Annotated in this window: 27 protein-coding genes and 1 riboswitch; of the genes, 14 read left to right on the top strand and 13 right to left on the bottom strand. The window is 69.4% G+C overall.

Going from position 1 to position 25528, the window contains the following annotated elements:
• Positions 1 to 177: 177 nt before the first annotated feature.
• The gene (locus K244_RS0107310; RefSeq protein WP_036306354.1) at positions 178 to 813 is read left to right on the top strand and encodes a GntR family transcriptional regulator; all 636 of its coding nucleotides are present in this window, start codon (positions 178 to 180) and stop codon (positions 811 to 813) included.
• Between the two features lie 130 nt (positions 814 to 943).
• On the opposite strand, the gene K244_RS21595 is transcribed toward K244_RS0107310, so the two are convergent.
• The 4 genes from K244_RS21595 to K244_RS0107290 form a co-directional block, all read right to left on the bottom strand.
• Positions 944 to 1447, bottom strand: a complete 504-nt coding sequence (locus K244_RS21595; protein WP_051460096.1) for a hypothetical protein — start codon at positions 1445 to 1447, stop codon at positions 944 to 946.
• Positions 1448 to 1680: 233 nt separating this feature from the next.
• The gene (locus tag K244_RS0107300; RefSeq protein WP_020185597.1) at positions 1681 to 2586 is read right to left on the bottom strand and encodes a hypothetical protein; all 906 of its coding nucleotides are present in this window, start codon (positions 2584 to 2586) and stop codon (positions 1681 to 1683) included.
• 95 nt (positions 2587 to 2681) lie between these two features.
• The gene (locus K244_RS0107295) at positions 2682 to 2861 is read right to left on the bottom strand and encodes a CsbD family protein (RefSeq protein ID WP_024816369.1); all 180 of its coding nucleotides are present in this window, start codon (positions 2859 to 2861) and stop codon (positions 2682 to 2684) included.
• 142 nt (positions 2862 to 3003) lie between these two features.
• Positions 3004 to 4503 carry a PAS domain S-box protein gene (locus K244_RS0107290; protein WP_020185595.1) on the bottom strand — a complete coding sequence of 500 codons (1500 nt, stop codon included), beginning with the start codon at positions 4501 to 4503 and terminating at the stop codon, positions 3004 to 3006.
• A 524-nt stretch (positions 4504 to 5027) separates the two neighbouring features.
• On the opposite strand from K244_RS0107290, the gene K244_RS0107280 reads away from it, so the two are divergent.
• Both K244_RS0107280 and K244_RS0107270 read left to right on the top strand, forming a co-directional pair.
• On the top strand, positions 5028 to 5276 hold the full coding sequence (locus K244_RS0107280; protein ID WP_020185593.1) for a hypothetical protein: 249 nt from the start codon (positions 5028 to 5030) through the stop codon (positions 5274 to 5276).
• Positions 5277 to 5674: 398 nt separating this feature from the next.
• Complete coding sequence (locus K244_RS0107270; protein ID WP_036305576.1) at positions 5675 to 6259, top strand: pyridoxamine 5'-phosphate oxidase family protein; 585 nt, start codon at positions 5675 to 5677, stop codon at positions 6257 to 6259.
• A gap of 7 nt (positions 6260 to 6266) precedes the next feature.
• Here K244_RS0107270 and metC read toward each other — a convergent pair whose 3' ends face one another.
• Complete coding sequence (gene metC / locus K244_RS0107265; protein WP_020185591.1) at positions 6267 to 7445, bottom strand: cystathionine beta-lyase; 1179 nt, start codon at positions 7443 to 7445, stop codon at positions 6267 to 6269.
• A gap of 270 nt (positions 7446 to 7715) precedes the next feature.
• Here metC and K244_RS0107260 point away from each other — a divergent pair, with 270 nt between their 5' ends.
• The 5 genes from K244_RS0107260 to K244_RS0107240 all read left to right on the top strand — a co-directional run bounded on the left by K244_RS0107260 (position 7716) and on the right by K244_RS0107240 (position 12325).
• Positions 7716 to 8732: an amino acid ABC transporter substrate-binding protein gene (locus K244_RS0107260; protein ID WP_020185590.1), complete on the top strand. Its 1017-nt coding sequence runs from the start codon at positions 7716 to 7718 to the stop codon at positions 8730 to 8732.
• Positions 8733 to 8833: 101 nt separating this feature from the next.
• The gene (locus K244_RS0107255) at positions 8834 to 10036 is read left to right on the top strand and encodes an amino acid ABC transporter permease (RefSeq protein WP_020185589.1); all 1203 of its coding nucleotides are present in this window, start codon (positions 8834 to 8836) and stop codon (positions 10034 to 10036) included.
• Between the two features lie 7 nt (positions 10037 to 10043).
• Positions 10044 to 11186: an amino acid ABC transporter permease gene (locus tag K244_RS0107250; RefSeq protein WP_020185588.1), complete on the top strand. Its 1143-nt coding sequence runs from the start codon at positions 10044 to 10046 to the stop codon at positions 11184 to 11186.
• Positions 11187 to 11206: 20 nt separating this feature from the next.
• Positions 11207 to 12001 (top strand): amino acid ABC transporter ATP-binding protein, encoded by a 795-nt coding sequence (locus K244_RS0107245; RefSeq protein ID WP_020185587.1) that lies wholly within the window; start codon positions 11207 to 11209, stop codon positions 11999 to 12001.
• A gap of 69 nt (positions 12002 to 12070) precedes the next feature.
• Positions 12071 to 12325: a hypothetical protein gene (locus tag K244_RS0107240; protein ID WP_020185586.1), complete on the top strand. Its 255-nt coding sequence runs from the start codon at positions 12071 to 12073 to the stop codon at positions 12323 to 12325.
• A gap of 134 nt (positions 12326 to 12459) precedes the next feature.
• Here the strand turns inward: K244_RS0107240 and K244_RS0107235 are convergent, their stop codons facing one another.
• From K244_RS0107235 to K244_RS0107200, 8 genes are all read right to left on the bottom strand, one after another.
• Positions 12460 to 13071 carry a thiamine phosphate synthase gene (locus tag K244_RS0107235; protein ID WP_020185585.1) on the bottom strand — a complete coding sequence of 204 codons (612 nt, stop codon included), beginning with the start codon at positions 13069 to 13071 and terminating at the stop codon, positions 12460 to 12462.
• On the bottom strand, positions 13068 to 13838 hold the full coding sequence (locus K244_RS0107230; protein ID WP_020185584.1) for a thiazole synthase: 771 nt from the start codon (positions 13836 to 13838) through the stop codon (positions 13068 to 13070). Before K244_RS0107230 ends, K244_RS0107235 begins: the two co-directional genes overlap by 4 nt.
• Before the next feature lie 4 nt (positions 13839 to 13842).
• The gene (thiS, locus tag K244_RS0107225; protein ID WP_020185583.1) at positions 13843 to 14040 is read right to left on the bottom strand and encodes a sulfur carrier protein ThiS; all 198 of its coding nucleotides are present in this window, start codon (positions 14038 to 14040) and stop codon (positions 13843 to 13845) included.
• Positions 14009 to 15022 carry a glycine oxidase ThiO gene (gene thiO, locus K244_RS0107220; RefSeq protein ID WP_020185582.1) on the bottom strand — a complete coding sequence of 338 codons (1014 nt, stop codon included), beginning with the start codon at positions 15020 to 15022 and terminating at the stop codon, positions 14009 to 14011. Before thiO ends, thiS begins: the two co-directional genes overlap by 32 nt.
• 50 nt (positions 15023 to 15072) lie before the next feature.
• Positions 15073 to 15173: riboswitch (TPP riboswitch) on the bottom strand.
• 58 nt (positions 15174 to 15231) lie between these two features.
• Complete coding sequence (gene edd, locus K244_RS0107215; protein WP_020185581.1) at positions 15232 to 17040, bottom strand: phosphogluconate dehydratase; 1809 nt, start codon at positions 17038 to 17040, stop codon at positions 15232 to 15234.
• Between the two features lie 298 nt (positions 17041 to 17338).
• The gene (gene pgl, locus K244_RS0107210) at positions 17339 to 18046 is read right to left on the bottom strand and encodes a 6-phosphogluconolactonase (RefSeq protein WP_020185580.1); all 708 of its coding nucleotides are present in this window, start codon (positions 18044 to 18046) and stop codon (positions 17339 to 17341) included.
• Positions 18043 to 19527 carry a glucose-6-phosphate dehydrogenase gene (gene zwf, locus K244_RS0107205; RefSeq protein ID WP_020185579.1) on the bottom strand — a complete coding sequence of 495 codons (1485 nt, stop codon included), beginning with the start codon at positions 19525 to 19527 and terminating at the stop codon, positions 18043 to 18045. Before zwf ends, pgl begins: the two co-directional genes overlap by 4 nt.
• Before the next feature lie 113 nt (positions 19528 to 19640).
• A complete protein-coding gene (locus tag K244_RS0107200; protein WP_020185578.1) occupies positions 19641 to 20432 on the bottom strand; it encodes an enoyl-CoA hydratase-related protein in 792 nt (263 codons plus the stop codon).
• 200 nt (positions 20433 to 20632) lie between these two features.
• Between K244_RS0107200 and wrbA the strand changes: the two genes are divergently transcribed.
• The 6 genes from wrbA (at position 20633) to K244_RS0107170 (ending at position 25389) form a co-directional block, all read left to right on the top strand.
• Positions 20633 to 21232, top strand: coding sequence for an NAD(P)H:quinone oxidoreductase (gene wrbA, locus K244_RS0107195; RefSeq protein WP_020185577.1), 600 nt, complete (start codon positions 20633 to 20635; stop codon positions 21230 to 21232).
• A 149-nt stretch (positions 21233 to 21381) separates the two neighbouring features.
• Positions 21382 to 22356, top strand: a complete 975-nt coding sequence (locus K244_RS0107190; protein WP_020185576.1) for a quinone oxidoreductase — start codon at positions 21382 to 21384, stop codon at positions 22354 to 22356.
• Positions 22353 to 22823, top strand: coding sequence for a nucleoside deaminase (locus K244_RS0107185; protein ID WP_020185575.1), 471 nt, complete (start codon positions 22353 to 22355; stop codon positions 22821 to 22823). The genes K244_RS0107190 and K244_RS0107185 overlap by 4 nt, the downstream gene beginning before the upstream one ends.
• A gap of 94 nt (positions 22824 to 22917) precedes the next feature.
• Complete coding sequence (locus K244_RS0107180) at positions 22918 to 23382, top strand: type II toxin-antitoxin system RatA family toxin (RefSeq protein ID WP_024816368.1); 465 nt, start codon at positions 22918 to 22920, stop codon at positions 23380 to 23382.
• The gene (gene thiL / locus K244_RS0107175; protein ID WP_020185573.1) at positions 23379 to 24377 is read left to right on the top strand and encodes a thiamine-phosphate kinase; all 999 of its coding nucleotides are present in this window, start codon (positions 23379 to 23381) and stop codon (positions 24375 to 24377) included. The genes K244_RS0107180 and thiL overlap by 4 nt, the downstream gene beginning before the upstream one ends.
• A 169-nt stretch (positions 24378 to 24546) precedes the next feature.
• On the top strand, positions 24547 to 25389 hold the full coding sequence (locus K244_RS0107170; RefSeq protein ID WP_020185572.1) for a lytic murein transglycosylase: 843 nt from the start codon (positions 24547 to 24549) through the stop codon (positions 25387 to 25389).
• Positions 25390 to 25528 lie beyond the last annotated feature (139 nt).

Here is a 25528-nt window from a genome sequence, read left to right as displayed (position 1 = left end):
CGCCCGTACAAATGCAGTGTCAACATTTTCGTATACAAGAAATGCGATTGTGCATGACTGAGAGCGCGGCTACGGTCGTGGCGACGCAGCGACACGAACGGTAGAGTCTTGAGGACGAAGAGGAATACGGCCGAACGGCCCTCGGTTGACGAGCTCCCGGTCCGGCGCGCCGACGCGCTGCGGTTCGCGCTCGAGGCGGACATCGTCACGGGCGTCTTCAAGCCCGGCGACCGCCTCGACGAGCAGACGCTGGCCGACCGCTTCGGCGTGTCGCGCACCCCCCTGCGCGAGGCGCTGAGCCAGCTCGCGGCGACGGGGCTCGTCACGCTGCTGCCCCGGCGCGGCGCCTTCGTGGCCTCGCTCGGCTTCCGCGACATCATCGAACGGTTCGAGGCCATGGCGGCGCTGGAGGCCATGGCCGGCGGGCTCGCCGCGCGCCGCATCGACGGGCCCGGCCGCCGGGCGCTGCAGGCCGCGCTCGACGACTGCCGGGCGGAGGCGGCGGACGGCGACAGCGACACCTACTATCTCGCCAACGAGCGCTTCCACCACGTGATCTACGCCGAGGCGCACAACGGTTTCCTCGGCGACGAGGCGCGCCGGCTGCACATGCGGCTGAAGCCCTACCGCCGCCTGCAGCTCCGCGCCGGCGCCCGCGTCGCGACCTCGCTCGCCGAGCACGAGCGGATCGTCGAGGCGATCTTCGCCGGCGACACGGCGGGCGCCGAGCGCGAACTGCGCGCCCACATCCTGGTGCAGGGCGACCGGCTGAGCGACTTCATCGCGACGCTGGACCGGTCGGGCCTCGGCTGAGCCAGCCGTCACGCGCCGCCTGAACCGGCGTGCGCCGCGACGCGGCTCTGCGCCAGCGCGGCGGCCTCCCACAGGCGAACCACTCCGCCAAGCCCAGCCCTCTGGCGCATTCGCGCGGTCGCCGCCCGCGTCAGTCCTGGAGGGGCGCGCCCGCGGGGCCTGCGGCCCGTCCCGTGAGCTTCAGCCAGCGGCGGTAGCGCGAGGCCTTCGGCGCCGGAACGCCCGCCTCCCGGCAGCGCCGCACGGTTTCGCGGTGAGCCGCGGCGATGGCGCCGAAGGGCAAGGGCCGCGCCGAGAGCAGCGCCTCGGCGACGGCCTCCAGAATGTCCCGCCGCCGCGCGCCGTCGGAGGGGCGCAGACGGCCGACGCCCGCCTCCCAGCGCGTCAGCTTCGCAAGCTGCTTCGGGGTGGGGGGCCTGGGCTCGCTCGACGCCGCGGCGGCGTCCGCCTGGTCCCACCCCCGGAGCCAGCGCCGGGCCTCGGCGCGGTGCGCCGTCTCCGCCGGCGCGGCGCGCGGCTCGCCCGCGGCCCTGGCCGCCGCGCCTGCGGCGGGGAGGGCGCCGAGATGGGCGCGCAGCCGGCGCGCGCGCCAGGCCGGAACCGCGATCCCGAAGGCCTCGTCGTCGTCGCTCATCGCGTGGAGCGCGGATCTGGCGAAGGGGGAGTCCCGGGCGTGGTCATCGGGACCCATGATGGCTTGGGCGACCGACCCTTCGCAAATGGCTGAGAGGGACGCCGCCGACGTCGGCGCTCTTTTTCATGGAAAAGGGCGAGACCCCGATGGGGTCCCGCCCTCCGGCAGGGGCAAAGGGGGGCGAACCGCCCCTGCCTTACGTCCAGACCTCGGGAAAGGCCTGGGCGATGGGGTCAGACCCGACGCGCGACGCGCGTCGCGCGGGCGGAGCCCGCCGCGCCGCCGAGCCACGCGGCGACGGCTGCGAGCGCCAGGGCGATGAAGCCCAGCAGCGCGCCGCGGGATACGACCTTGGCGGTCGTCACGGCGGCGGCCTGCGCCTGGCGCTTGGCCTCGGCGACCGTCGCGCGGTAGCGCTCCTCATACTGGCCAACCTGGGCGCGAGCCTGCTCGGGGCTGATGTTCTGGGCCCGGGCGATGGCGTCCGCCGCCTTGGTGCGAGCCTCGTCGGCCTTGGCCGGATCGCCGGTCAGCACCGCCTGGACGGCGGCCGCCGCGCCGGAGCGCAGAGCCTCGGGGTCCTGGCCTTCGCCGGCCTGGCGCACCTCGGTCTCGATCTGCTGCAGCGGGTTCATGCTGGCGATGCTCGGAGCCGCCGCCTGAACGGCGCTGGAGGCCGCGCCGCCGACGCCGCCGATCGCGCTGGTGAGGCCGCTGAAGGCGCCGCCCACAAGCGCGCCGATCGACGTGGTCAGGAGGTAGAGGATGACGAGCGTGGTCGCAGCCCAGGTGGTCAGGCCATGCAGGCCGCCGACCGTCTTGACGGCGTGGCCGGAGAGCCGGCTCGAGACGTATCCGCCGACGAAGGCGCCGATCAGCCCGGCCGCCACGTACCAGAGGCCGCCGGCGATGGAGAACGCCGCGGCTCCCGGGTTGTCGCTCGTGCCCGGATCGATGACGGCGGCGCCGACGCCGACGCCGAGGAGGTTGAGGGCGAACTGGACGGTGAGGGCCAGCACGACGCCGGCGAACACGGCGCCCCAGGAAATCCGGCTCGGCGCGATCGTGTTGAACGCGGCGGTGCGGTCGAGGTCGGCGCGCGCGAGCGTCGCGCCGCCGGTGATGGAGGTGTCGGTCATTTGGCCCTCCCGGGGCTCTGCAGATCTGTCTGAACGTCAGGCCGCGCGATTGCGGCGGGCAGGGCGGTCGACGGAGCGGTCGCCCTGCGGAGGCGTCACTTGCCGGCGTCGCGAACCTTGTCGGCGACCTTGCCGGCCGTTCCCTGGACCTTGCCCTCCACCTTGGTGGCCTTGCCTTCGGTTTCGGTGGTCTTGTCGCCGGTCACCTTGCCAATGGCCTCCTTCACGGAGCCCTTCACTTCCTTGGCGGCGCCGTCGATACGGTTCTTGTCCATGATCGTCTCCATCGGTTGCCGATCCGGCGCGGCTTCGACGCCGCGCTCTTGGCGATGGATGGCAAATGGGTGAGCGTCGGCGCCGCCCACAGAGACGCAAGGACCAGACGAACTAGTATTTTGGGACCGGGCGCGAGTGCGCTCAGCTCTTCGGCGCGCGGCGCGGTTCGACCGCGGCCTTGCCGGTGATCCCGCGCTCGCGCGCCCACACCACGGCGGCGGCGCGGCGGTTGACGCCGATCTTACGAAACAACGACGCGACGTGGTTACGGACCGTGTTGGTGGAGAGCTTGAGGCGGTCGCTCATCGCGACGTTGTCGCAGCCTTCGGAGATCAACCCGAGGATCTGCCGCTCGCGCTCGGTGAGATCGTCGAGGCCGACGCCCGGTCCGGGCCGGCGCGAGGCCTGCCGCAGGTTCGCGAGTTTCTCGACCACCGTCCGGCTGAACCACGAGGTGTCGGCCATGACGCTTTCGATCGCCGAGATCAGCTCGTCCTCGGTCTTCTTGCGCTCGGTCACGTCCTGGATGACCCACAGCACGCAGGGCGCGTCGTTGATCTCGACCGCCTCGGCCGAGACCAGACAGTCGATGTCGGCCTCGTCGGCGGCCCGCATGCGCAAGGGGGCGTCCTGAACGCCGCGGCCCTCCTTCAGCGAGGCTTCGACCGCGCGCCTCGCAGCGGGGTCCGTCCATAGCCGCAGGTCGGATGCGCTGCGGCCGACGATCTCGATCTCCGGCGTTCCCGTCATGGCTTCGAACGCGCGGTTGACGTCGATGAAGGCGTGGTCCGGCAAGCGCGTGATCGCCATCGCCACGGGCGACAGGCGAAACGACTTCGAGAAGCGCTCCTCGCTCTTGCGCAACGATATCTCCGCCTTCCGGCGCGGCTCGAGATCGGCGAAGGTGAAGAGCATGCAGGGCTCGCCCGCCACGTCGATCGGCTGGCCAGCCACGATCGCGGCGCGGCTCGATCCGTCCGGCAGCGGGACCTCCGACTCCATCTGCATGACCGCGCGGCCCTCGTCGAGACGCTCGAAGGCGCGGTCGTGGTTCTCGGCGCCGGCGAAGACGTCGAGCTCGCGCACGGTCTTTCCGATGACCGCCGCGCGGTCGTGGCCGGTCATGTCCATGAAGCCCTGGTTCACGCGGACGTAGACCTGGTCGGAAAGCCGGCAGATCAAAGCGGGCGCCGGGTTGGCGTTGAAGGCGCTCTCGAACCGGTCCTCGGCCTCGAACCGCTCGGTCTCGTCCTTGACGATCAGCACCAGCAGCTCCGGCGCGCCCGACGCGTCGACCACGACGAGGCTTCGGATCGTGTGCACCCAAACGCGCTCCGGCGCGGCGCTTGGGGACACCTCCACCGTGACGTCCGAGAAGGTCTCGCCAGCCACCACGCGGTCGAGCGGGTAGCGGTCTTCGGGCAGCGGGTGGTTGTTGCGGAACCGGAGCCGGAACCGGGCGCGGTAGCCGTCGACGTCGCCGCCGAGTTCGGCGACCTCGCCGACGCCGTGCATGGCGAGCGCCGCGTCGTTCGCCCAGGAGATCGACTGGTCCGGCTCCACCAGGATGACGCCGTCGGTCAGGCCGGCGATGACCTGCTGCAGCGAGGCGCGGTCGGGGCGGTGGGGGATGGCGTCCATAGGATCTCCAGACAGGGCATGGAGCCTATGTGAGACGCGCAGGCGGAAAGGCGATGGGCGACGCGTCGGGACGGAGCGCTCGCGGTCGCCTTCTCAGCCGGGCGGACCCGCCGACCGCAAGCGGCGGGTCCCGAGTTCGGTCCTGCGTCGCGGTCTTAAGAGGAGAGCTTCTTGCGCTCGGCGCGGGACAGGCCGGAGTTCAGCCGCGTCAGGACGAAGACGACGAGCGCCACCCCAAATCCGAAAAGGAGGAAACTTTCGATCAGTCCCATCATGTCGTTCTACCTTGTAGCCATGTCGCCCGCAGCTCCGACGCGACGTCGCGTCGATCTTGAACGGTTGTGTCTGGAGGATTGGCCGTTCGCGCCGAACGACAAGCTCGCCTCTGCGGGCGTGGTTACTGCGAGGTGAGGGCGATCGATTGCAGTCTTACGACCCGCGCAAGCGCAAGACGACGGCTCTTCGGAACCATCGGGCGCGGCGCGCCGTTTCTGTCGCGAAACGTACCAAGGGAAACAAACGTCATGAACACTTCGATGAAGATGCTCGCCTCCGGCGCTCTCGCCGCCGCAATGCTTGTCGCCCCGGTCGCGGCCTTCGCCCAGACCAGCGGAACGGCTCAGTCCACCGGCGATCGCGAAAACGCCAAGGAGCGCAGCGAGATGGACACGACGCGCAAGCATCAGGCGGCCTCGCCGATGAAGGCGAAGAAGCACTCGCAGAAGAAGAGCGGCGCCAAGAAGCCGGTCGCCCCGACGAACACCCGCAGCTGATCGACGTCCGGCGGCGTCCTGTCGGAACATGACAGGAAATTAACTGGCGCCCATCGCCTGTCCGCCGGATACTCGCTCCATCGAACGCAGACGGCGTTCTGATCGCCGCGCGATGCGGCGCATCGCGCAAGCTTTTAGGAGGCTACAATGGCTATTTGGACCGCTCCGATCGTTTCCGAGACCCCGGTTGGCCTCGAGGTCACCTCGTACAGCCCGGCTGAGCTCTGAAACGACTGGGCTTCGGCCCGTTCGTTGACCGTTTCGACCCCGCGCGGCTCCGCTGCGCGGGGTTTTTCTTTGGCCGTTTTCGAAACGCCCCGCGCCCGGACAATTTTTTGCCGTGGCGCCGGCAGAGGGATATTTTCCGGCGTCGCACGCTGGTCTAGTCTCGGCGGGCAGTGACCAATCCCGCCCGCCCCCCTTATTACGACGACCTCCCCGGCTCCCGCACGGAGGCGTGGCGGTTGTTGAGCGAGGCCGCGACCGATCCGCTCGCGCCGATGCGCCGGCTCACCCTGGCGACGGTCGGCCTGGACGCGCGGCCGCGGGCGCGCACGGTCGTTCTGCGCAAGGCGGATCCCGGCGCCTGGCGCGTCCGGTTTCACGCCGACACCCGCTCCGACAAGATCGCCGAGATCGCCGCCGATCCCAGGACCGCGCTCTGCGCCTGGGACCGCGACGAGCGCGCGCAGATCCGCGTCGAGGGTCTCAGCCGGGTTCACGTCAGCGACGACATCGCCCGCATCGCCTGGGTCGCCGTGGCCGAGGAGGCGCGCAGCCTCTATGCGGTCCAGCCCTCGCCGGGCGAGGCGATCGGCGACGGCGGCGCCTATGCGCCCGCTCCCGGCGGCGACGGCGGCTTCCGCCATTTCGCCGTGGTCGAGGTCGCGGTCGCGACGCTCGAATGGCTTCACCTTGGCCGCGGCGGCCATCGCCGCGCGCTGTTCGAGCGCGCCGGCGGCATGCGGTGGCTGACGCCCTGACGCCGCCTCAGAGCGCCGCGGCGTAGCGGGCGAGCCCGGCGTCGAGGTCCGCGATCAGGTCTTCGACCTCCTCGAGCCCGACGTGGATGCGGACGGTCGGCCCGGCCGGCGCCCAGCGGCTCGCGGTCCGGATCGGCCGGGCGTCGTACGGGATCGCAAGGCTCTCGAACCCGCCCCAGGAGTAGCCGAGGCCGAACAGGCGGAGCCCGTCCAGGAAGGCCGCGACCGCCGCCTTCGGCCCCGGCTTCAGCTCGATCGCGAACAGGCTGGAGGCGCCGGTGAAGTCGCGCCGCCAGAGCGCGTGGCCGGGATCGTTCTCCAGCGCGGGATGCAGCACGCGGGCGACCTCGGAGCGCGATTCGAGCCAGCGCGCGACCCGCAGACCGGCGTCCTGCTGGTGCGCGAGCCGCACCCCCAGCGTTCTCAGGCCGCGCAGGGCGAGGAACATGTCGTCCGGCCCGACGCAGAGGCCCAGCGCCCCGTGCGCGGCGATCAGCGCGGGCGCGTAGGCCTCGTTCGCCGAGATCGTGCCGAGCAGCAGGTCGGCATGGCCGCCGAGGTATTTCGTGCCGGCCGTGACCGAGAGGTCGACGCCCTGGTCGTGCGCCTTAAAAAACAGCGGCGTCGCCCACGTATTGTCCATCACCACCGCGACGCCGCGCGCATGCGCCGCGCCGGCGATGGCCGGGATGTCCTGGATCTCGAAGGTGAGGGAGCCCGGGCTCTCCACAAAGACCGCCTTGGTTTCGGGCCGGATGAGGTCGGCGATCTGCGCTCCGATCTGCGGCTCGTAGTAGGTCGTCTCGATCCCGAGCCGCTTCAGCGTGAGGTCGCAGAGGTGCCGTGTGGGCTGGTAGACGGTGTCGACCATCAGCAGGTGATCGCCCGCCCCGAGCACCGCGAGCAGGGCGGTCGCGACCGCGTTCAGCCCCGAGGGCGTGAGCGCCACATGCGCGCCGCCCTCCAAGGTTTTCAGGGCGTCGGTCAGCGCGTCGGAGGTCGGCGTGCCGCGCCGGCCATAGGCGTAGCGGCCGGTCCGCCCCTCGAGGTCGGCGACGGTGGGCGACAGCACGGTGGAGCCGCGGACGATCGGCGGATTGACGAAGCCGTGCTGCTCCACGACGGAGCGGCCGCCGAGGACAAGGTCCGTCAGCGGCCCGAAAGGGCGTTCCCCATCACGTCCCATGGCAGTCGGCCCTCGAAATCCCAGGTGGAGGCCAGCAGGTTGTCAGGCGCTTGCTAAGATCCCGTCAAGTCTTGGTCATTTTTTGCGAGTGGCGCGAAAATCATCTCGCGGCGGCCGAATTATCGCGCGAAGATGGCGCCTGAACGGCGGCGCACCCCGGCGACGCGTTCGACGACAAGGCCGGAGCTGACGGTGATGGGAGCAGGCGCGAGCCACGCCGCCGCCCGAGGCCGGGCCCGGCGTCCCTTGCGAGAGAGGCGAGTTCCCCCGATGAAAAAGATCCTTACCGCTCTGGCGCTGAGCGCTTCTGCGGTCTTCGCGTCCGGCGCCGCCGATGCGGCGACTCTGGACCAGGTCAAGCAGAAGGGCTTTCTCCAGTGCGGCGTCAGCACTGGACTGCCCGGCTTCTCGAACCCCGACGCCAAGGGCGAATGGACCGGTCTCGACGTCGATCTCTGCCGCGCCGTCGCCGCCGCGATCTTCGACGATCCGTCCAAGGTCCGGTTCTCGCCGCTGACCGCGAAGGACCGCTTCACCGCGCTTCAGTCGGGCGAGGTCGACATCCTGTCGCGCAACTCCACGTGGACGCTGTCGCGCGACGCGACCCAGGGCCTGAACTTCACCGCGACCAACTATTACGACGGCCAGGGCTTCCTGGTGCGCAAGTCGCTCGGCGTGAAGTCGGCGATGGAGCTGAACGGCGCCTCGGTCTGCACCCAATCCGGCACCACGACCGAGCTCAACGTCGCGGACTTCTTCCGCTCCAACAACCTGCAGTATGAGGTCGTCGCCTTCCAGGGCCAGGAAGAGACGCTGAAGGCCTATGAGTCCGGCCGTTGCGAGGTCTTCACCTCGGACCAGTCCCAGCTCTACGCCCTGCGCCTGAAGCTCGCCGACAAGGACGAACACGTCATTCTGCCGGAGCTGATCTCCAAGGAGCCGCTCGCCACCGCCGTCCGCCAGGGCGACGACCAGTGGTTCGACATCGTGAAGTGGGTCCACTACGGCATGCTGAACGCCGAGGAGGCCGGCATCACTTCGCAGAACGTGAAGGAGATGCTCACCTCGCCGAACCCCGACATCAAGCGGATGCTCGGCGCCGAGGGCAATTTCGGCGAGCAGATCGGCCTGTCGAAGGACTGGCTGGCCCGCATCGTGGGCAAGGTCGGCAACTACGGCGAAGCGTTCGACCGCAGCGTCGGCAAGGGCTCGCCGCTGCAGATCGAGCGCGGCAAGAACGCGCTGTGGAGCAAGGGCGGCCTTCAGTACGGCCCGCCGATCCGCTGATCCGACAGTCGTGTCGCGCTTCCGCTTCGCCCGGATCGATCGGGCGGAGCGGGGCTCGCGTCTCGTAGGGCGTCGAACCTGCCGTGAAGTTGGAGCGTGTGATGGCGATTACGCATGAAGGCCCGGCGCCGGCGGACCGGCCGCAATCGACCTCGTCCATCTGGAACGACGCGCGTTTCCGGGGAAACGTGGCGCAGATCGTCGTGGTCGCCGTCGTCGCGCTCGTGCTCGGGGCGATGGTCTGGAACGCGCAGGAAAACCTCTCCAACCAGCGCATCGCCTCGGGCTTCGGCTTCCTGAACCAGACCGCCGGCTTCGGCCTCAACCAGACGCTGATCCCCTACAGCGAGTCGTCGAGCTACGGCCGGGCGCTGCTGGTCGCCATTCTGAACACGCTGCTCGTCGCCGTCGTCGGCATCGTGTTCGCCACCATCCTCGGTTTCCTCGTCGGCGTCGGCCGTCTGTCGAAGAACTGGATGGTGCGCAAGGTCTGCACCGTCTACGTCGAGGTGACGCGCAACCTGCCGCTGCTGTTCCACATCCTGTTCTGGTACCTCGCGGTGCTGGCCGCGATGCCGGCGGCGCGCAACAGCTACTCCATCTTCGGCGAGGTCTTCCTCAACAACCGCGGCGTCTACATTCCACGGATCGTGTTTGGCGAGGGCAGCCTCGTCGGCTTCATCGCCCTGGCGATCGCGGTCGTCGGCGTGGTCGTCCTCAACAAGTGGGCGACCGTCCGCCGCGAAAAGACAGGACAGCAGTTCCCGGCGTTCTGGACGTCGGTCGCGCTGCTGATCGGACTGCCGCTCGTCGGCTTCGCCCTCGTGGGTTTCCCCCTGACCATCGAAACGCCGGTGCTCAAAGGCTTCAACTTCGTCGGCGGCTCGCGCCTGCTGCCGGAGTTCGCGGCCCTCGTCGTGGCGCTGTCGATCTACACCGGCGGCTTCATCGCGGAGATCGTCCGCGCCGGCATCAACGCGGTCAGCTACGGCCAGTCGGAGGCCGCGGCCTCGCTCGGCCTGAAGTCCGGCCTGTCGACTCGGCTCGTCGTGATTCCGCAGGCGATGCGGGTGATGATCCCGCCGCTCACCAGCCAGTACCTCAACCTGACGAAGAACTCCTCGCTCGCGGCCTTCATCGGCTATCCCGAGCTGGTGCAGGTCTTCGCCGGGACGACCCTCAACCAGACCGGCCAGGCCATCGAGATCATCGCGATCACCATGGGCTGCTACCTGGTCATCAGCCTTGCGACCTCGCTCTTCATGAACTGGTACAACCGGCGCGTCGCGCTGATCGAACGGTGAGGCGGACATGAGCGACGTCGCTTACGGCCACGGCAAGCCTTTCGTCCGCAAGGACATCCTGCAGCCCGAGCCGCCTCCGGCTTCGCTGGTCGGCTTTTCGGGCTGGGCGCGGCAGAACCTGTTCGCCGGCCCCGCCAACACCCTGCTGTCGATCGTCTGCCTGTTTCTCGCGGTCTATGTCGCGTGGATCATGATCGACTTCCTCGTCCTTCGGGCGGTGTGGACGGGCGCGAACCGCGAGGCCTGCATCGCGCCGGGCACCGGGGCGTGCTGGCCCTTCATCACCACCCGCTTCGGCCAGATGCTCTATGGCTTCTATCCGGCGGAGGAGCACTGGCGGCCGGCGACCGTGTTCTTCGTGGCCGCCGCGCTGATCGCGCCGCTGCTGACGCCCGCCGCGCCCTACAAGAAGGCGAACGCGCTGCTGTTCTTCGTCGCGTTCCCGATCTTCGCCTTCGTCATGCTCAGCGGCGGCGTCTTCGGGCTGCGTCCGGTCGAGACGCGGGCCTGGGGCGGGCTGCTGGTGACGCTCGTGGTGGCCACCACGGGCATCGTCGCCTCGCTGCCGCTCGGCGTGCTGCTGGCGCTCGGCCGCCGGTCGAAGCTGCCGGCGGTGCGGTTCTTCGCCATCGCCTTCATCGAGTTCTGGCGCGGCGTTCCGCTGATCACCGTGCTGTTTTTCGCCACCTACATGCTGCCGCTGTTCCTGCCCTCCGGCTGGACCATCGACGGCCTGCTGCGCGCGCTGGTGGGCGTGTCGCTGTTCTCCGCCGCCTACATGGCGGAGGTCGTGCGCGGCGGCCTGCAAGCGATCCCGAAGGGGCAGTACGAAGGCGCCATGGCGATGGGTCTGCGCTACTGGCCGATGATGATCCTGATCGTGCTGCCCCAGGCGCTGAAGCTGGTGATCCCCGGCATCGTCAACACCTTCATCGGCCTGTTCAAGGACACGACGCTGGTCGCGATCGTCTCGATCTTCGACTTCCTCGGCATCATCCGGGCGGCCTTCGCCGATCCGAACTGGGCGACGCCCGGCACCGTCTACACCGGCTTCGCCTTCGCCGGCATCGTCTACTTCATCTTCTGCTACGGCATGTCCCGCTACTCTCGCTTCGTCGAAGAGCGGCTGGACGTCGGCCACAAGCACTGAACCGTCAAGGAGCCACGCCCATGGCCGAGTCCGTCGTCGACGCTTCCGAACTTCCCGCGGCCCAGAAGCCGCAGATCTCGAACGAGACCGCCGTCGAGATCATCGGCATGTCCAAATGGTACGGCGACTTCAACGTGCTGAAGGACATCAACCTCAAGGTGAAGCGCGGCGAGCGCATCGTGATCTGCGGCCCGTCCGGATCGGGCAAGTCCACGATGATCCGCTGCATCAACCGGCTGGAGGAGCACCAGAAAGGCCAGATCATCGTCGAGGGCACCGAGCTCACCAACGACCTCAAGAAGATCGACGAGATCCGTCGCGAGGTCGGGATGTGCTTCCAGCACTTCAACCTTTTCCCGCACCTCACCATCCTCGAGAACTGCACCCTCGCGCCGATCTGGGTGCGCAAGATGCCGAAGAAGGACGCCGAGGAGCTCGCGATGCACTTCCTCAAGCGGGTGCGCATCCCGGAGCAGGCTAAGAAGTATCCGGGTCAGCTCTCCGGCGGCCAGCAGCAGCGCGTCGCGATCGCCCGCGCGCTGTGCATGCAGCCGAAAATCATGCTGTTCGACGAGCCGACCTCGGCGCTGGACCCCGAGATGGTGAAGGAGGTGCTCGACACCATGGTCGGCCTCGCCAACGACGGCATGACCATGCTCTGCGTCACCCACGAGATGGGCTTCGCCCGGCAGGTCGCAAACCGCGTGATCTTCATGGACGCGGGCCAGATCATCGAGATGAACGAGCCCAACGCCTTCTTCGCCAACCCGCAGCATGAGCGCACGCGGCTGTTCCTCAGCCAGATCCTGCACTGAGGGTCCGGCTGGAACCTTCGCCCTCCGGCGGCGCTTCCTTCAAGAGGCGACCGACCGGAGACAGGTTCCATGACGCACAATCCCAAGCCCGACGACGCCAGCGCCGCGACCGGCCTCTCCGAGGCCGAGGCCGCCCGTCAGCCGGCGGTGAAGCCGGGCGCGAAGGCGGGCCCGGACGACGCCCAGGACGTCGACGCGCCCGACGCCTCGGAGGTCGCCGGCTTCCGGCGGAAGCCCGGGGAGGACGAACCGAAGCCGGACCCGGCGCCCGGCGCGACCTCGGTCGAGGACCTGTCGGCGGCGAACGACGGCGGCATGGGGTGACAGGGAAGCGAGCGGGCCGCCACGACGACCATTCGCGTCGAGTGCCCCGGGGTTAACCCGAAGGTCGCCCCGCGTTAACCGCCTGCTCGGCTAAGTTAACCAGCGCGCCCGGGCAAAGCCGGGCCATGCCCGCGTCAGGCCGCAGTCCGGGTCAGCTCGATCCACTCGCGGGCGCGCGCTTCGGGGTCCGCCGCGCCGACGACGTCGTTCACCACCGCCACCACGTCCGCGCCGGCCGCAAGGCACTGCGCGGCGCGGTCCGGAGTCAGCCCGCCGATCGCCACCAGCGGACGGTCGCCGATCTTGCGCTTCCATTCGCCGATGCGCGCAAGTCCCTGGGGCGCAAAGGGCATTTTCTTCAGGATGGTGGGCCAGATCGGCCCGAGAGCGATGTGGTGCGGGTCCACGGACAGCGCGCGGTCGAGCTCGTCCGGCGTGTGCGTCGAGACGCCGAGCCTGATCCCGGCCGCTTTGATCGCCTTGAGGTCGGCGTCGTCAAGATCCTCCTGGCCGAGGTGCAGGAAGGACGCGCCGAGGTCGATCGCGATCTCCCAATAGTCGTTGACGACGAGGTCGGCGCCCACCGCGGAGCAGGTTGCAAGCGAGTCCGAAATCTCAGCGCGAAGAACGGCTTCCGGCTTGTCCTTCACACGCAGCTGCACGAGCTTCGCGCCCGCCTCGGTCATGCGCCGCACCCAGGCGGCGCTGTCCACGACGGGGTAGAACGGGTCGAGGCGACGGGTCATGCGAGGCTCGCGCGGCCGAAAACGGGCGTGGAGGGCGCCGCCATGTCGCGCGGCTCGATCGGGTCGGCGAGGTAGGCCGTCCGGCCGGCCTCGACCGCGAGTTTGAACGCTCCGGCCATGGCGACGGGGTCGCCCGCCTTGGCCACTGCGGTGTTCAGCAGAACGGCGTCGTAGCCGAGCTCCATGGCGGCGGCGGCGTGGCTGGGCTTGCCGATGCCGGCGTCGACGACCAGCGGCACGTCGGGGAAGTGCGCCCGGAGCGACCGCAGGCCATAGACGTTGTTGAGCCCCATGCCGGTGCCGATCGGCGCGCCCCAGGGCATTAGGACCTTGCAGCCGGCCTCGATAAGTCGTTCCGCCACAACGAGATCTTCCGTCGTGTAGGGGAACACCTCGAAGCCGTCCTCGGTCAGGATACGCGCCGCTTCGACCAGCCCGAACACGTCGGGCTGCAGCGTGTCGGCCTCGCCGATCACCTCGAGCTTCAGCCAGTTGGTCCCGAACACCTCGCGCGCCATCTGCGCGGTCGTCACCGCCTCTTTCACCGAGTGGCAGCCGGCGGTGTTGGGCAAAACCTTCACGTTCAGCCCCGCGATCAGGCCCCAGAAGTCCTGGCCCTCCCGCAGCCGCCCGGATTCGCGGCGCAGCGAGACGGTGAGGATCCCTGCGCCGGAGGCCCTCACCGCGTCGGCGAGGATCGCGGGCGAGGGGTATTGCGCCGTGCCGAGCAGCAGGCGCGAGTCGATCTCGACTCCGTAGAGCTCCATGGCCTCAGCCTCCCTGCCGCGGCGAGACGATCTCGATGCGGTCGCCGTCGTTCAGCGCCGTCGCGGCGCGCGCCCGCGCCGGCACGAAGTCGCCGTTGACGGCGGTCGCGACGATCGCGTCGTCGTAGTCGAGCGCGCGCAGCGCTTCGGCCAGATCGCGCACGCCGAGCTCACGCTCGTCGCCGTTCACGATCAGCTTCATGGCTCATCTCCTTAGGTCCCAGCACGGCCTCCGCGGCTGCGCGGGCGCAGGCCGGCGAGAGCAGAAAGCCGTGTCGGTACAGACCATTGACGTAAGTGACCCGGCCGCGGGTTTCAACGCGCGGCAGGTTGTTGGGGAAGGCGGGACGCACGTCCGCTCGGGTTTCGACGATCTCAGCCTCGCCGAACGCCGGGTGCAGCGCATAGGCCGCATTCAGCAGATCGACCACCGAGCGCACGACGGGGCCGCGCCGCTCCGCGCTCTCGATCATGGTCGCGCCCAGCATGAACAGGCCGTCGGCCCGGGGCACGACGTAGAATGGGATGCGCGGATGCAGCAGTCGCACCGGCCGCTGGAACGCGATCTCCGGGGTGCGCACGACAAGCATCTCGCCGCGCACGCCGCGGAGATCAGGGAACGCGGCGCGGGCCGCAAAACCACGGCAGTCCACCACGGCGTCGCCTTCGGCGCCTTCGGCGTCGGCCTCGACGCCGAAGCGGATGCGGCCGCCGAGCGCCGCCAATCGGACCTCGAGCCCCGCCAGCGCGGCGCGTGGGTCGAGGTGGGCTTCGTTGGGGAAGAACAGGCCGGAGCGAAATCGCCCCGCGAGGTCGGGCTCAAGCGCGGCGACGCCGTCGCCGTCGAGCGTCTCGAAGCGGGAGGTGCGGCGGGCGAAGCGGGCGAGTTCGGCGTTGTCGCGGGCAGGGGCGACCACTAGCGTGCCTTGGCGCACGACGCCGTCGACATGCGCGGGCCACCAGTCGAGCGCCACCTGGCCCCCGGCGATCACCGCCTCCTCGGCGCTCTCCCGCTCGCACCAGGGCGCGAGCATGCCGCCGGCGGACCAGGAGCAGGCGCGCTCGCCCACGCGCACCCCGCGTTCGAGCACGGTCACGTCCGCGCCGCGCTCCGCGAGCTCGACGGCGGTGGTCAGACCGGCGACGCCGGCTCCGAGAACGGTGACGCGCGTCTGCGCGGCCATGGCGTGCGGCTTTCACAAGCGGGTCACCGCCGGCGAACGTCGGGAAGCGTCTTGAAGAGGCGCCCCGTTCCTTCGCCGGCATGACCCGGATCAGGTTCAAAGGGTTCGGCGATCGCCGTCTCAGCCCATGCGGGCGCCCCTCGGAGTAAGGAGACGATGGGGATCGCCGCCGCTTGTGTCAACCTGCCGCAGCGAGAAGGAGGTCGCCCTCAGAGGGCGCTCGCGCCCTGTTCCGCCGGGCCCACCGCCGCGCGGAAGGCGGCGAACAGGTTGCGCCCCATGCCGAACTGCGGCTCGGTCGCCTCCCAAGCGTTCTCGCGCGCCGCGAACTCGGCCGCGTCCACCAGAACCTCCAGACTGCCGGTCTCGGCGTCGACGCGGATGACGTCGCCGTCGCGGATCTTGCCGATCGGCCCGCCGTGGGCGGCCTCCGGCGTCACGTGGATCGCGGCCGGGACCTTGCCGGAGGCGCCGGACATGCGCCCGTCGGTGACAAGCGCAACCTTGTGGCCGCGCTTCTGCAGCACCGAGAGCGCGGGCGTGAGCCGGTGCAACTCCGGCATGCCGTTGGCCTTGGGTCCCTGGAAGCGCACCACCGCCACCACGTCGCGGTCGAGTTCGCCCGCGCGGAACGCGGCCTCCAGCCCGTCCTGCGTCGTGAACACCCGCGCCGGCGCCTCGACGATCCAGCGATCGCGGTCGACTGCGGAGACCTTGATGACCGCGCGCCCCATGTTGCCGTCGAGCAGGCGCAGGCCGCCATCCGCCTGGAACGGCTCGGCCACCGGGCGCAGCACCGAGAGGTCGCCGCTTTGAGGCTCGATGTCCTTCCAGACGATCTCCTCGCCCACGAGCGTCGGCTCCTTGACGTATTCCGAGAGCCCCGGACCCATGACGGTGAGCACGTCGTCGTGCAGCAGGCCTGCGCCGCGAAGCTCGCGGATGAGGAAGCCCATGCCCCCGGCGGCGTGGAAGTGGTTCACGTCGGCCGAGCCGTTGGGATAGATGCGGCAGAGCAGGGGCGTCGCGGCCGAGAGCCGGTCGAAATCGTCCCAGGTCAGCGTGATGCCGGCCGCCTTCGCCATGGCGACGAGGTGGATCGCGTGGTTGGTGGAGCCGCCGGTGGCGTTCAGACCGACAATGCCGTTGACGAAGGCCTTCTCGTCCAGGATTTGGCCGATCGGCGCGTAGCCGTTGCCCGAACGGGTGATCGCGAGCGCCTGGTTCACCGTCGCCGTGGTCAGCGCGTCGCGCAGGGGGGTGTTCGGCGGCACAAAGCTAGAGCCCGGCAGGTGAAGGCCCATGATCTCCATGAGCATCTGGTTGGAGTTCGCCGTGCCGTAGAAGGTGCAGGTGCCGGGCGAGTGGTAGCTGGCGCTTTCGGCCTCCAGCAGCTCGGCGCGGCCGATTTTGCCCTCGGCGTAGAGCCCGCGGATGCGGCCCTTCTCGTCGTTGGTCATGCCGGAGGGCATGGGGCCGGAGGGCACGAACACCGCCGGCAGGTGCCCGAAGGCCAGCGCGCCGATGACGAGGCCGGGCACGATCTTGTCGCAGATGCCGAGGTAGAGCGCGGCGTCGAACATGTCGTGGCTGAGCGCGACCGCGGTCGACATGGCGATGACGTCGCGGGAGAACAGCGACAGCTCCATGCCGGGCTGGCCTTGGGTGACGCCGTCGCACATGGCGGGCACGCCGCCCGCCACCTGCGCCACCGCGCCGGCCGCGCGCGCCGCGGTTCGGATGATGTCGGGGAAACGCTCGTAGGGCTGATGCGCCGACAGCATGTCGTTGTAGGCGGTGACGACGCCGATGTTCGGCACGACCTGGCCCTTAAGCGCGTCCTTGTCGGTCGCGCCGCAGCCGGCGAAGCCGTGGGCGAGGTTGCCGCAGGACAGCGCCGCGCGGTGAGGGCCCTTGGCCGCCGCCTCCTCGATGGCCTCGAGATAGCGCGCGCGTCCCTCGCGCGAGCGGGCGACGATCGTTTCGGTCACGTCTGCGATGCGGGCGTCGAGGGTCATGCCTGGCTCCCTGATCTTGATGCTATCCGCACAATAGCCCTCCTCAGCGCGAGGATGGCCAATGCAAGAAACGACAAAGCGGCGACCGCGATGGCGGCCAGAGTAATCAGCATGAGCGCTTCGTAGCCTGGCGTCGGCGCCTGATCGCTCAAGTCGATGTATCGGCTTTCAACGTAAAGCAAGTGAGGGAAAGCCGATGGACCCAACAGAAATACGGTCGCTCCAGCCGTAGCTATGATCGCTGACGCGGCTCCCAGCAGAAGCAATCGCATTTGAGCCGACATCGTAAGGCCGATACTTAAGGCGCCCACACGATCTGCAGCGGGTGCGGGCTGTGGGCGACGACGGCGCGGATCGGCATCTCGGTCGCGTCCTTGCCCGCGAGGGCCGTTTCCAGGACCGTCTTCTTGCCCTCGCCCTCCACGTGCAGCACCAGCATCGTGGCTGCGAGCAGCACGGGCAAGGTCAGCGTGATGCGCGGCTCCCCGGCGGCTTCGGCGCGCATGGGCGAGACCAGCAGGTGGCTCGTCGGGTCGATGGCGTAGGCCAGCCGGTCGCCGCCGGGGAAGAACGAGGCGGTGTGGCCGTCGTCGCCCATGCCGAGGATCGCGACCGTGATCGGGCCGGACATGTCGGCGACGCGCTCGGCGACCTCGTGGATCCCCTCCTCAGGCGTCGCCGCGCCGGTGTAGAGCGGGACGAAGCTCGCGGCGTGGGCCTCGTTCTGGAGCAGGTTCTGCTTCACCAGCCGGGCGTTGGAGCGCTCCGAACTCTCGGGGACCCAGCGCTCGTCGACCAGCGTGACGGTGACGGACTCCCAATCGAGTTCCGCCAGCGAGAGCTTCTGGAAGTAGAGCTTCGGCGTCGAGCCGCCGGAGACGGCGAGCGTCGCCGCGCCGCCGTCCGAGATCGCGGAGCGCAGGGCGTCGGCGGTCCGGTCGGCGAGCGCCTGCGCCAACTCCTCGCGGGTCTCGTACTCGGTGATCGCGACGTGGTGATCGCTCATGCGTCGGGGTCCTCGTGCCAGGTGCGGCCGTCGCGCTCGATCAGCGCCACGGCGGAGGAGGGGCCCCACGTCCCGGCGGTGTAGGTCGACGGCGCATGGCCGAGCCGCGACCAGGCCTCGAGGATCGGGTCCGCCCATTTCCAGGCGGCCTCCACCTCGTCGCGCCGCATGAACAGCGCCTGGCTGCCGCGGATCACGTCCATCAGAAGCCGCTCGTAGGCGTCGGGGTTACGGACCTTGAACGTGTCGGCGAAGGAGAGGTTCAGCGGCACCTCGCGGAACCGCAGGCCGCCGGGGCCGGGATCCTTGATCATCAGGTAGAGTTTCACGCCCTCGTCCGGCTGCAGGCGGATGACGAGGCGGTTGGGCGCGAGGAAGCCGCCGGCCGGCCCGAAGATCGATCGTGGCACCTCCCGGAACTGGATGACGATCTCGGAGACCTGCTGCGGCAGGCGCTTGCCGGTGCGGAGATAGAACGGCACGCCGGCCCAGCGCCAGGTCCGCACCTCGGTCTTTAGCGCGACGAAGGTCTCGGTCTGGCTCTGCGACCCGTCCCCCAACTCCTCGACGTAGCCCGGCACGGATTTTCCGTCGATCGCGCCGGTGCGGTATTGGCCGCGGACGGTGAGCGAGCGCACCGAGGCGTCGTCGATGGGCTTCAGCGCCCGCAGCACCTTCAGCTTCTCGTCGCGGAGCGAATCCGCGTCGAGCTCTCCCGGCGGCTCCATGGCGACGAGACAGAGCAGCTGAAGGATGTGGTTCTGCACCATGTCGCGCAGCGCGCCCGAGGTGTCGTAATAGCCGCCTCGCGACCCGACGCCGATCTTCTCGGCGACGGTGATCTGCACATGGTCGACGTGCGCGGAGTCCCACACCGGCTCGAACAGCACGTTGGCGAAGCGAAGCGCCAGGAGGTTCTGGACGGTCTCTTTCCCGAGATAGTGGTCGATGCGGTAGATCTGGCTCTCGTCCAGCACCTCGCCGACCGCGGCGTTGATCTCCTGCGCGGACGCGAGATCCTTGCCGAGCGGCTTCTCCAGCACGACCCGGGTCTTCTGGGTGATCAGGTCGTGCGTCTTGAGATTATGGGTGATGGCGTCGAACAGGTCGGGCGAGGTCGCGAGGTAGAACGCCCGCACGCGGTCGAGGCCGTCGGCGATCAAAGTCTTCAGATCCGCCCAGCCCGCGTCGCCCGCCGCTTCGACGGTGACGTAGCGGATACGGGCGAGGAAGCGCTTCACCGTCGGCTTGTCGAGCTCGTCGGCGGGCACGAAGGTCTGGAGCGCCTCCTTGACCTCGGCGCGAAACGACTCGTCGGTATGGTCCTTGCGGGACACGCCGACGATGCGCGTCGGATCGGTCAGCTGGCCGTCGTGGTCGCGGCGGAAAAGCGCGGGAAACAGTTTTCGGTGCGCAAGATCGCCGGTGCCGCCGAACACCACCAGATCGAAGGGATCGACGGCTACGATTCGGCTCGTCATGGGAGACGTCTCCGGACTTCTTGTGGATTGCTGCAGCTGCGAATTGGACCCTGCGGCGGAGCGCTGTCAAACCTCGACGGCGCGTCAGGACCTCACGGTCGCCTCGATCGAGGTCATGGCCGCCACGTAAAGCGCGGAGGCCGCTTGTCCAGGAATGCCTGGGCGCCCTCCTTGAGATCTTCTCCCGAGAAGCCGCCGCGCCACAGCGCGTCCAGCGCCATGTGGTCGGGGGCGCCGCCGGCGATCGCGTCGACCGTGCGCTTGGCGGCGTCGATCGAGTAGCGGGAGGCGGCGGCCATGGCGGCGACGAGGTCGTCGATCGCGGCGTCGAGCGCGTCCGGAGCCGTGAGGCGATCCACGAGCCGCTTCGCCAGAGCTTCGTCCGCGCCCATGAGCCGGGCCGTGAACAGCAGCTCCTTCGCCGCAGAGGCGCCGACGGCGCCCACCAGCCGCGCGGTGCTTTCGACGGGATAGACGATGCCGAGCCGCGCGGGAGTGACCCCGAAGCGGGTTCCTTCGGCCGCGACCCGGATGTCGCAGGCGAGGGCGATCTGACATCCTCCGCCGACGCAGACGCCCTCGATCGCCGCGATCGTCGGCTGGGCGATGCGGGCGATCGCCTCCTCGCCGTCGCGCACCGCGTCGGCGTAGGAGCGCCGGCGGGCCTCGTCGGCGGTGGTGAGCGCGACGAACTCGCCGATGTCGGCCCCCGCGCTGAACACGCCGCCCGCGCCGCGCACCACGACCACCGCGATCTCGGGATCGGCCGCGATCTCGGCCGCGACCACCGGGAACGCCCGCCAGGTCGCTTCGTCGATGGCGTTCTTCTTGGCGGGCCGGTCGATCAGGATCGTCGCCCGCGCGCCTTCGCGCAGCAATCTGACGGCGGCGGCGGGCTCGGTCATCGCGGCGGCATCTCCAAAACGGCTCGTCGTCCCGCTTAGCATCTTGCAGACGCGCAACGCAGCGCGCTGCGCGACTTATTGCGTTCATGCAAAACATATATCGGACATCGATGGATTGATTGGCGTGGGCGCACGATGCACCTTAGCGCCGAAGCCGTCGGCGCGTCGCGCCGGACCTCATTCCAGCCAGCGAGATCCCGATGACCAAAGTGCTCGTCCTCTACTACTCCACCTACGGCCACATCGAGACCATGGCGAACGCCGTCGCCGAAGGCGTCCGCGAAGCCGGCGCCGAGGCGGTCGTGAAGCGGGTGCCGGAAACGGCGCCGGAGGAGGTTGCGAAGGCCAGCCACTTCAAGCTCGACCAGGTCGCGCCGATCGCGACGGTCGACGAGCTCCCCGAGTACGACGCCATCATCTTCGGCGCGCCGACTCGCTTCGGCACCGTCGCGTCGCAGATGCGCAGCTTTATCGACCAGACCGGCGGCCTGTGGTTCGCCGGCAAGCTGGTCGGCAAGGTCGGCTCGGTGTTCACGGCGTCGGCTACCCAGCACGGCGGCCAGGAAAGCACGATCCTGGGCTTCCTCCCGACCCTGCTTCACCACGGCATGGTGGTCGTCGGGCTGCCCTACTCCTTCGCCGGCCAGATGAACATGGACGAGATCACCGGCGGCTCGCCCTATGGCGCGAGCACCCTCGCCAAGGGCGACGGCTCTCGCCAGCCGAGCCCGAACGAGCTCGCCGGGGCGAAGTTCCAGGGCAAGCACGTGGCGGAAATCGCCGCCAAGCTCTCGAACTGAGCGCGCTCTCCTGATCGTATACGGCGGGGCCTGTCATCGGCTCCGCCGCTTTTCCTCGGCCGTCCTGCGCGCGGCGCGCTTTCTCTCGCGGTCCGTTTGCGCCATGTGATGCGGCGAAACCCGAGTCACATCGAGAAGGACCCTGTCCCATGGCGAAGGCGATCCGCGTGCATGCGACCGGCGGCCCCGAAGCGCTGACCTTCGAGGACGTCGAACTGCCGCCCCTGAAAAAGGGCGACGCCCACATCCGCCACACGGCGATCGGCGTGAATTTCATCGACGTCTACCACCGCACGGGATTTTACCCGCAGGAGACTCCCTTCGTGCTCGGGTCCGAGGGCGCGGGCGAAGTGGTGGCGGTGGGCGAGGGGGTGACCGACCTCCAGCCGGGCGACCGCGTCGCCTACGCCGGCGGCCCGCTCGGGGCCTACGCCACGGAGCGGGTGATCCCGGCGGAGCGTCTGGTGAAGATCCCCGCCGGCGTCTCCGATGAGACCGCCGCCGCCGCGATGCTCAAGGGCATGACGGCGCAGTACCTGCTTCGGCGCACGTTCCGCGTCGGACCGGAGCACACGATCCTCTTCCACGCGGCGGCGGGCGGCGTCGGCCAGATCGCCTGCCAGTGGGCGAACCATCTCGGCGCGACGGTGATCGGCACCGCCGGCGGGCCGGAGAAGGTGGCGCTCGCAAAGACCAAGGGCTGCGCGCACGTCATCGACTACCGGTCCGAGGACTTCGTCGCCAAGGTGAAGGAGATCACCGGAGGGAAGGGCGTCGACGTGGTCTACGACTCCGTCGGCAAGGACACCTTCCCGGCCTCGCTCGATTGCATCAAGCCGCGCGGCATGTGGGTGAGCTTCGGCCAGTCCTCGGGCCCGATCGAGCCGTTCAACATCGGCCTGCTCGCTCAGAAGGGCTCGCTCTTCGCGACGCGGGCCAGCCTGAACCACTACGCGGCGACCCGGCCCGAGTTGCTTGCGACCGCCGAGGACCTGTTCGACGTGATCGCGTCCGGCGCGGTGACGATCGACATCGGGGCGCGCTATCCGCTGGAGCAGGCGGCGGACGCCCACAGGGCGCTTGAAGGCCGGGCCACCACCGGCTCGACGATCCTGATCCCGTGAGCGACCGCGAGCTTCTCGCGCGCGCCGTGGAGCTTTCGCGGACGCACAGCGAGGCGGGCGAGGGCGGTCCCTTCGGGGCCGTCGTCGCGACGCCGGACGGGCGCGTGGTGGCGGAGGGCTGGAACCAGGTCCTGTCCCACGGCGATCCGACTGCCCACGCCGAGGTCGTCGCGATCCGCCGCGCGGCGGAGGCGCTCGGCACCCACGTGCTCACGGGCCACGTGATGTACGCCTCGTGCGAACCCTGCCCGATGTGCCTCGCGGCCGTCGCATGGGCGCGCATGGACCGGATCGTCTTCGCCAACAGCCGCCACGACGCCGCGCGCATCGGCTTCGACGACGCCAAGATCTACGAGGAGATCGGCCGGCCGCTCGACCAGCGCTGGATCGCGTGCGAGCGCGTCGAAATGCCGGAAGCCGAAGCCGTGTTTAACGAGTGGCTCGCCCGCAACGGCACGATCTACTGACGGTGGCCACGCGCTGCGATCCGGGCGATAACGACCGCCGGACAACCTATATCCCCCTTGTCGACGCGATTTCGATCTGGGCCTGAGACGACACATGCCGAGCTTTCGCACGTCCCGCCGGGTTCCACATTCCGCCGAGGAGATGTTCGATCTCGTCGCGGACGTGGAGAAATATCCGCTGTTCCTGCCGCTCTGCGAGGCGTTGAAGATCCGCCGCCGCGAAGAGCGCGACCAGCGGCCGGTGCTCGTCGCCGACATGACGGTCGCCTACAAGATCTTCCGGGAGACCTTCACCAGCCGGGTGACGCTCGACCGGGAGAAGCGCTCGATCCTCGTGGAGTATCTCGACGGTCCGTTCAGCCGGCTCGAGAATCGCTGGTCGTTCGAGCCGCTCGAAGCGGGCGGCTGCGAGGTCCGGTTCTTCATCGACTGGGAACTCCGCAGCCGCACCCTCTCCATGCTCGTCGGCGCCGCCTTCGAGCGCGTCTTCCGCCGCTACGCCGAGGCCTTCGAACAGCGCGCCGACCGGGTCTACGGCGCGAAGCCGGCGCTGGCGTGACCGGACGGCGCGGACGTCCCGACGAGGCCGGCCTGATCGCGCGGTTCTTCCGGCCGCTGGCCACCGCTCCGGGCGCCGCCCTCCTGCTGGACGACGCCGCCACCATCCCGCCCGCGTTCGGCAAGGACCTGGTCGTGACCGTCGACGCGATCGTCGCCGGCGTGCACTTCTTCCCCGACGACCCGCCCGACGCCATCGCCCGCAAGGCGCTGCGGGTGAACCTCTCCGATCTCGCCGCCAAGGGCGCGCAGCCCGCCGGCTATCTCGTGACGCTGGCGCTTCCCGATGACTGGGAGGTCGATTGGCTGGAGGGCTTCGTCGAAGGCCTCGCCATCGACCAGGAGGAGTTCGGCCTGTCGCTGCTCGGCGGCGACACGGTCCGGACGCCCGGTCCCCTCATGGTGTCGATCACAGCCTTCGGTCACGCCCCGGAGGGCCAGGCTCCGCGCCGGACGGGAGCGGCTCCCGGGCAACGGCTCTATGTGTCCGGCACGATCGGAGACGCCGCGCTCGGACTGAAGCTGCGGCTCGACGAGCGCGTGGCGACGCTCTGGGACCTGCGGCGCGCCGAGAAGGAGACGCTGCTCGACCGCTACCTGCTGCCGGAGCCACGGCTCGCGCTGGCCGGCGTGGTCGCGACCTACGCCGCCGCGTCGATGGACGTCTCCGACGGGCTGGTCGGCGACGTCGGCAAACTCGCGGCGGCGTCGAAGGTCGGCGCCGTCATCGACGCGGGACGGGTGCCTCTGTCGGCGGCGGCGTTCCGGGCGACCCGCGTCGACGCCGCCGCTTTCGCGACGGCGCTCACGGGCGGCGACGACTATGAGATTCTCGTCGCGATCGAACCGGAGGACGCGGAGGCGTTCGAGTCGGAGGCGGCGGCGGCCGGAGTCCGCGTGACCGACATCGGCGTGCTGGTCGAAGGGGAGGGCGTCAGCGTGGAGCGCCACGGCCGGCCGGTCATGCTCGGAGACGCGAGTTTCAGCCATTTCTGACGGCAACGTGTTGCCGCTGCGCAACGTGTGACCGGCCATGACCGCCCGCCGCAATTGAATCGCAAGCTTCGACCATCAAAATGCCGCCGGAGCCGACTTGATGTCGGCGTTGGCGTCGTGTCGGGTCCCGTAGACGTCATGAACAAACATCAGACGCGGCGGAGACGACATGCGCATCACCACGAAGCTTCTTAGCGCCGGCTTGATCAGCCTGGGCGCCGCGCTGTCCGTCGGGACGGCGTCTGCGGCGCAGTGCGGCGGCAACGACGGCGCAGGCTTCGACGCCTGGGTCCAGAACTTCCAGGCGGAAGCGGTCTCGCGCGGCATTTCCCAGCGCACCGCGAGCGCGGCGCTCGCCGGCGTCGCCTATGACCGCCGCCTGATCGCCTACGATCGCACGCAGCGGCCGTTCAAGCTCACGCTGGAGCAGTTCATCGCCAAGCGCGCGCCCGCCTCGCTGATCAGTCAGGCGCGTTCGCGCATCCAGAAGAACAAGGCGCTGTTCGATCGCGTCGAGGCCCGCTACGGCGTGCCGGCGCCGATCATCGCAACGATCTGGGGCATGGAGACCGCTTTCGGTGCGATCCAGGGCACCAAGAACGTCTTCAACGGCCTCGCCACGCTCGCCTATGACTGCCGCCGCTCGGACATGTTCCAGGGCGAGCTGATCGCAGCCATGACCCTCGTCGACCGAGGCGACCTCACGATGGCCGAGATGCGCGGCGCTGAGCACGGCGAGATCGGGCAGGCGCAGTTCCTGCCGTCGTCCTATCTCAAGTACGCGGTGGACGGCGATGGCGACGGCCGCGCGGACATGGTGCGCTCGTCGGCCGACACCATCGCGTCGATCGGAAACTACCTGAAGCAGAAGGGCTGGCGCGCCGGCGGCGGCTGGGAAGAAGGTTCGGCCAACTTCGCCGTGCTGTCGGAGTGGAACAAGGCGAGCGTCTACCAGAAGGCCATCGCCTACGCCGCGACCCGCATCGACGAAGGTTCGACCGCCGCCCGCTGACGAGGCGGTCGCAGCGTCCATTTCGAAAGCCCCGGCGCTTGCGCCGGGGCTTTTTCATTTGATCGACGTCCGACCGCACGACCGCACGCGACCACGGGTGTTCCGGTGTGATTGCGGGCTCAGCGGAGCGTCGTTGCGC

This window comes from Methylopila sp. 73B (assembly GCF_000526315.1).
Taxonomy (GTDB): domain Bacteria; phylum Pseudomonadota; class Alphaproteobacteria; order Rhizobiales; family Methylopilaceae; genus Methylopila.
Note: the sequence above shows the minus strand (reverse complement) of the source record. Positions and strands in the feature narration are given on the sequence as shown.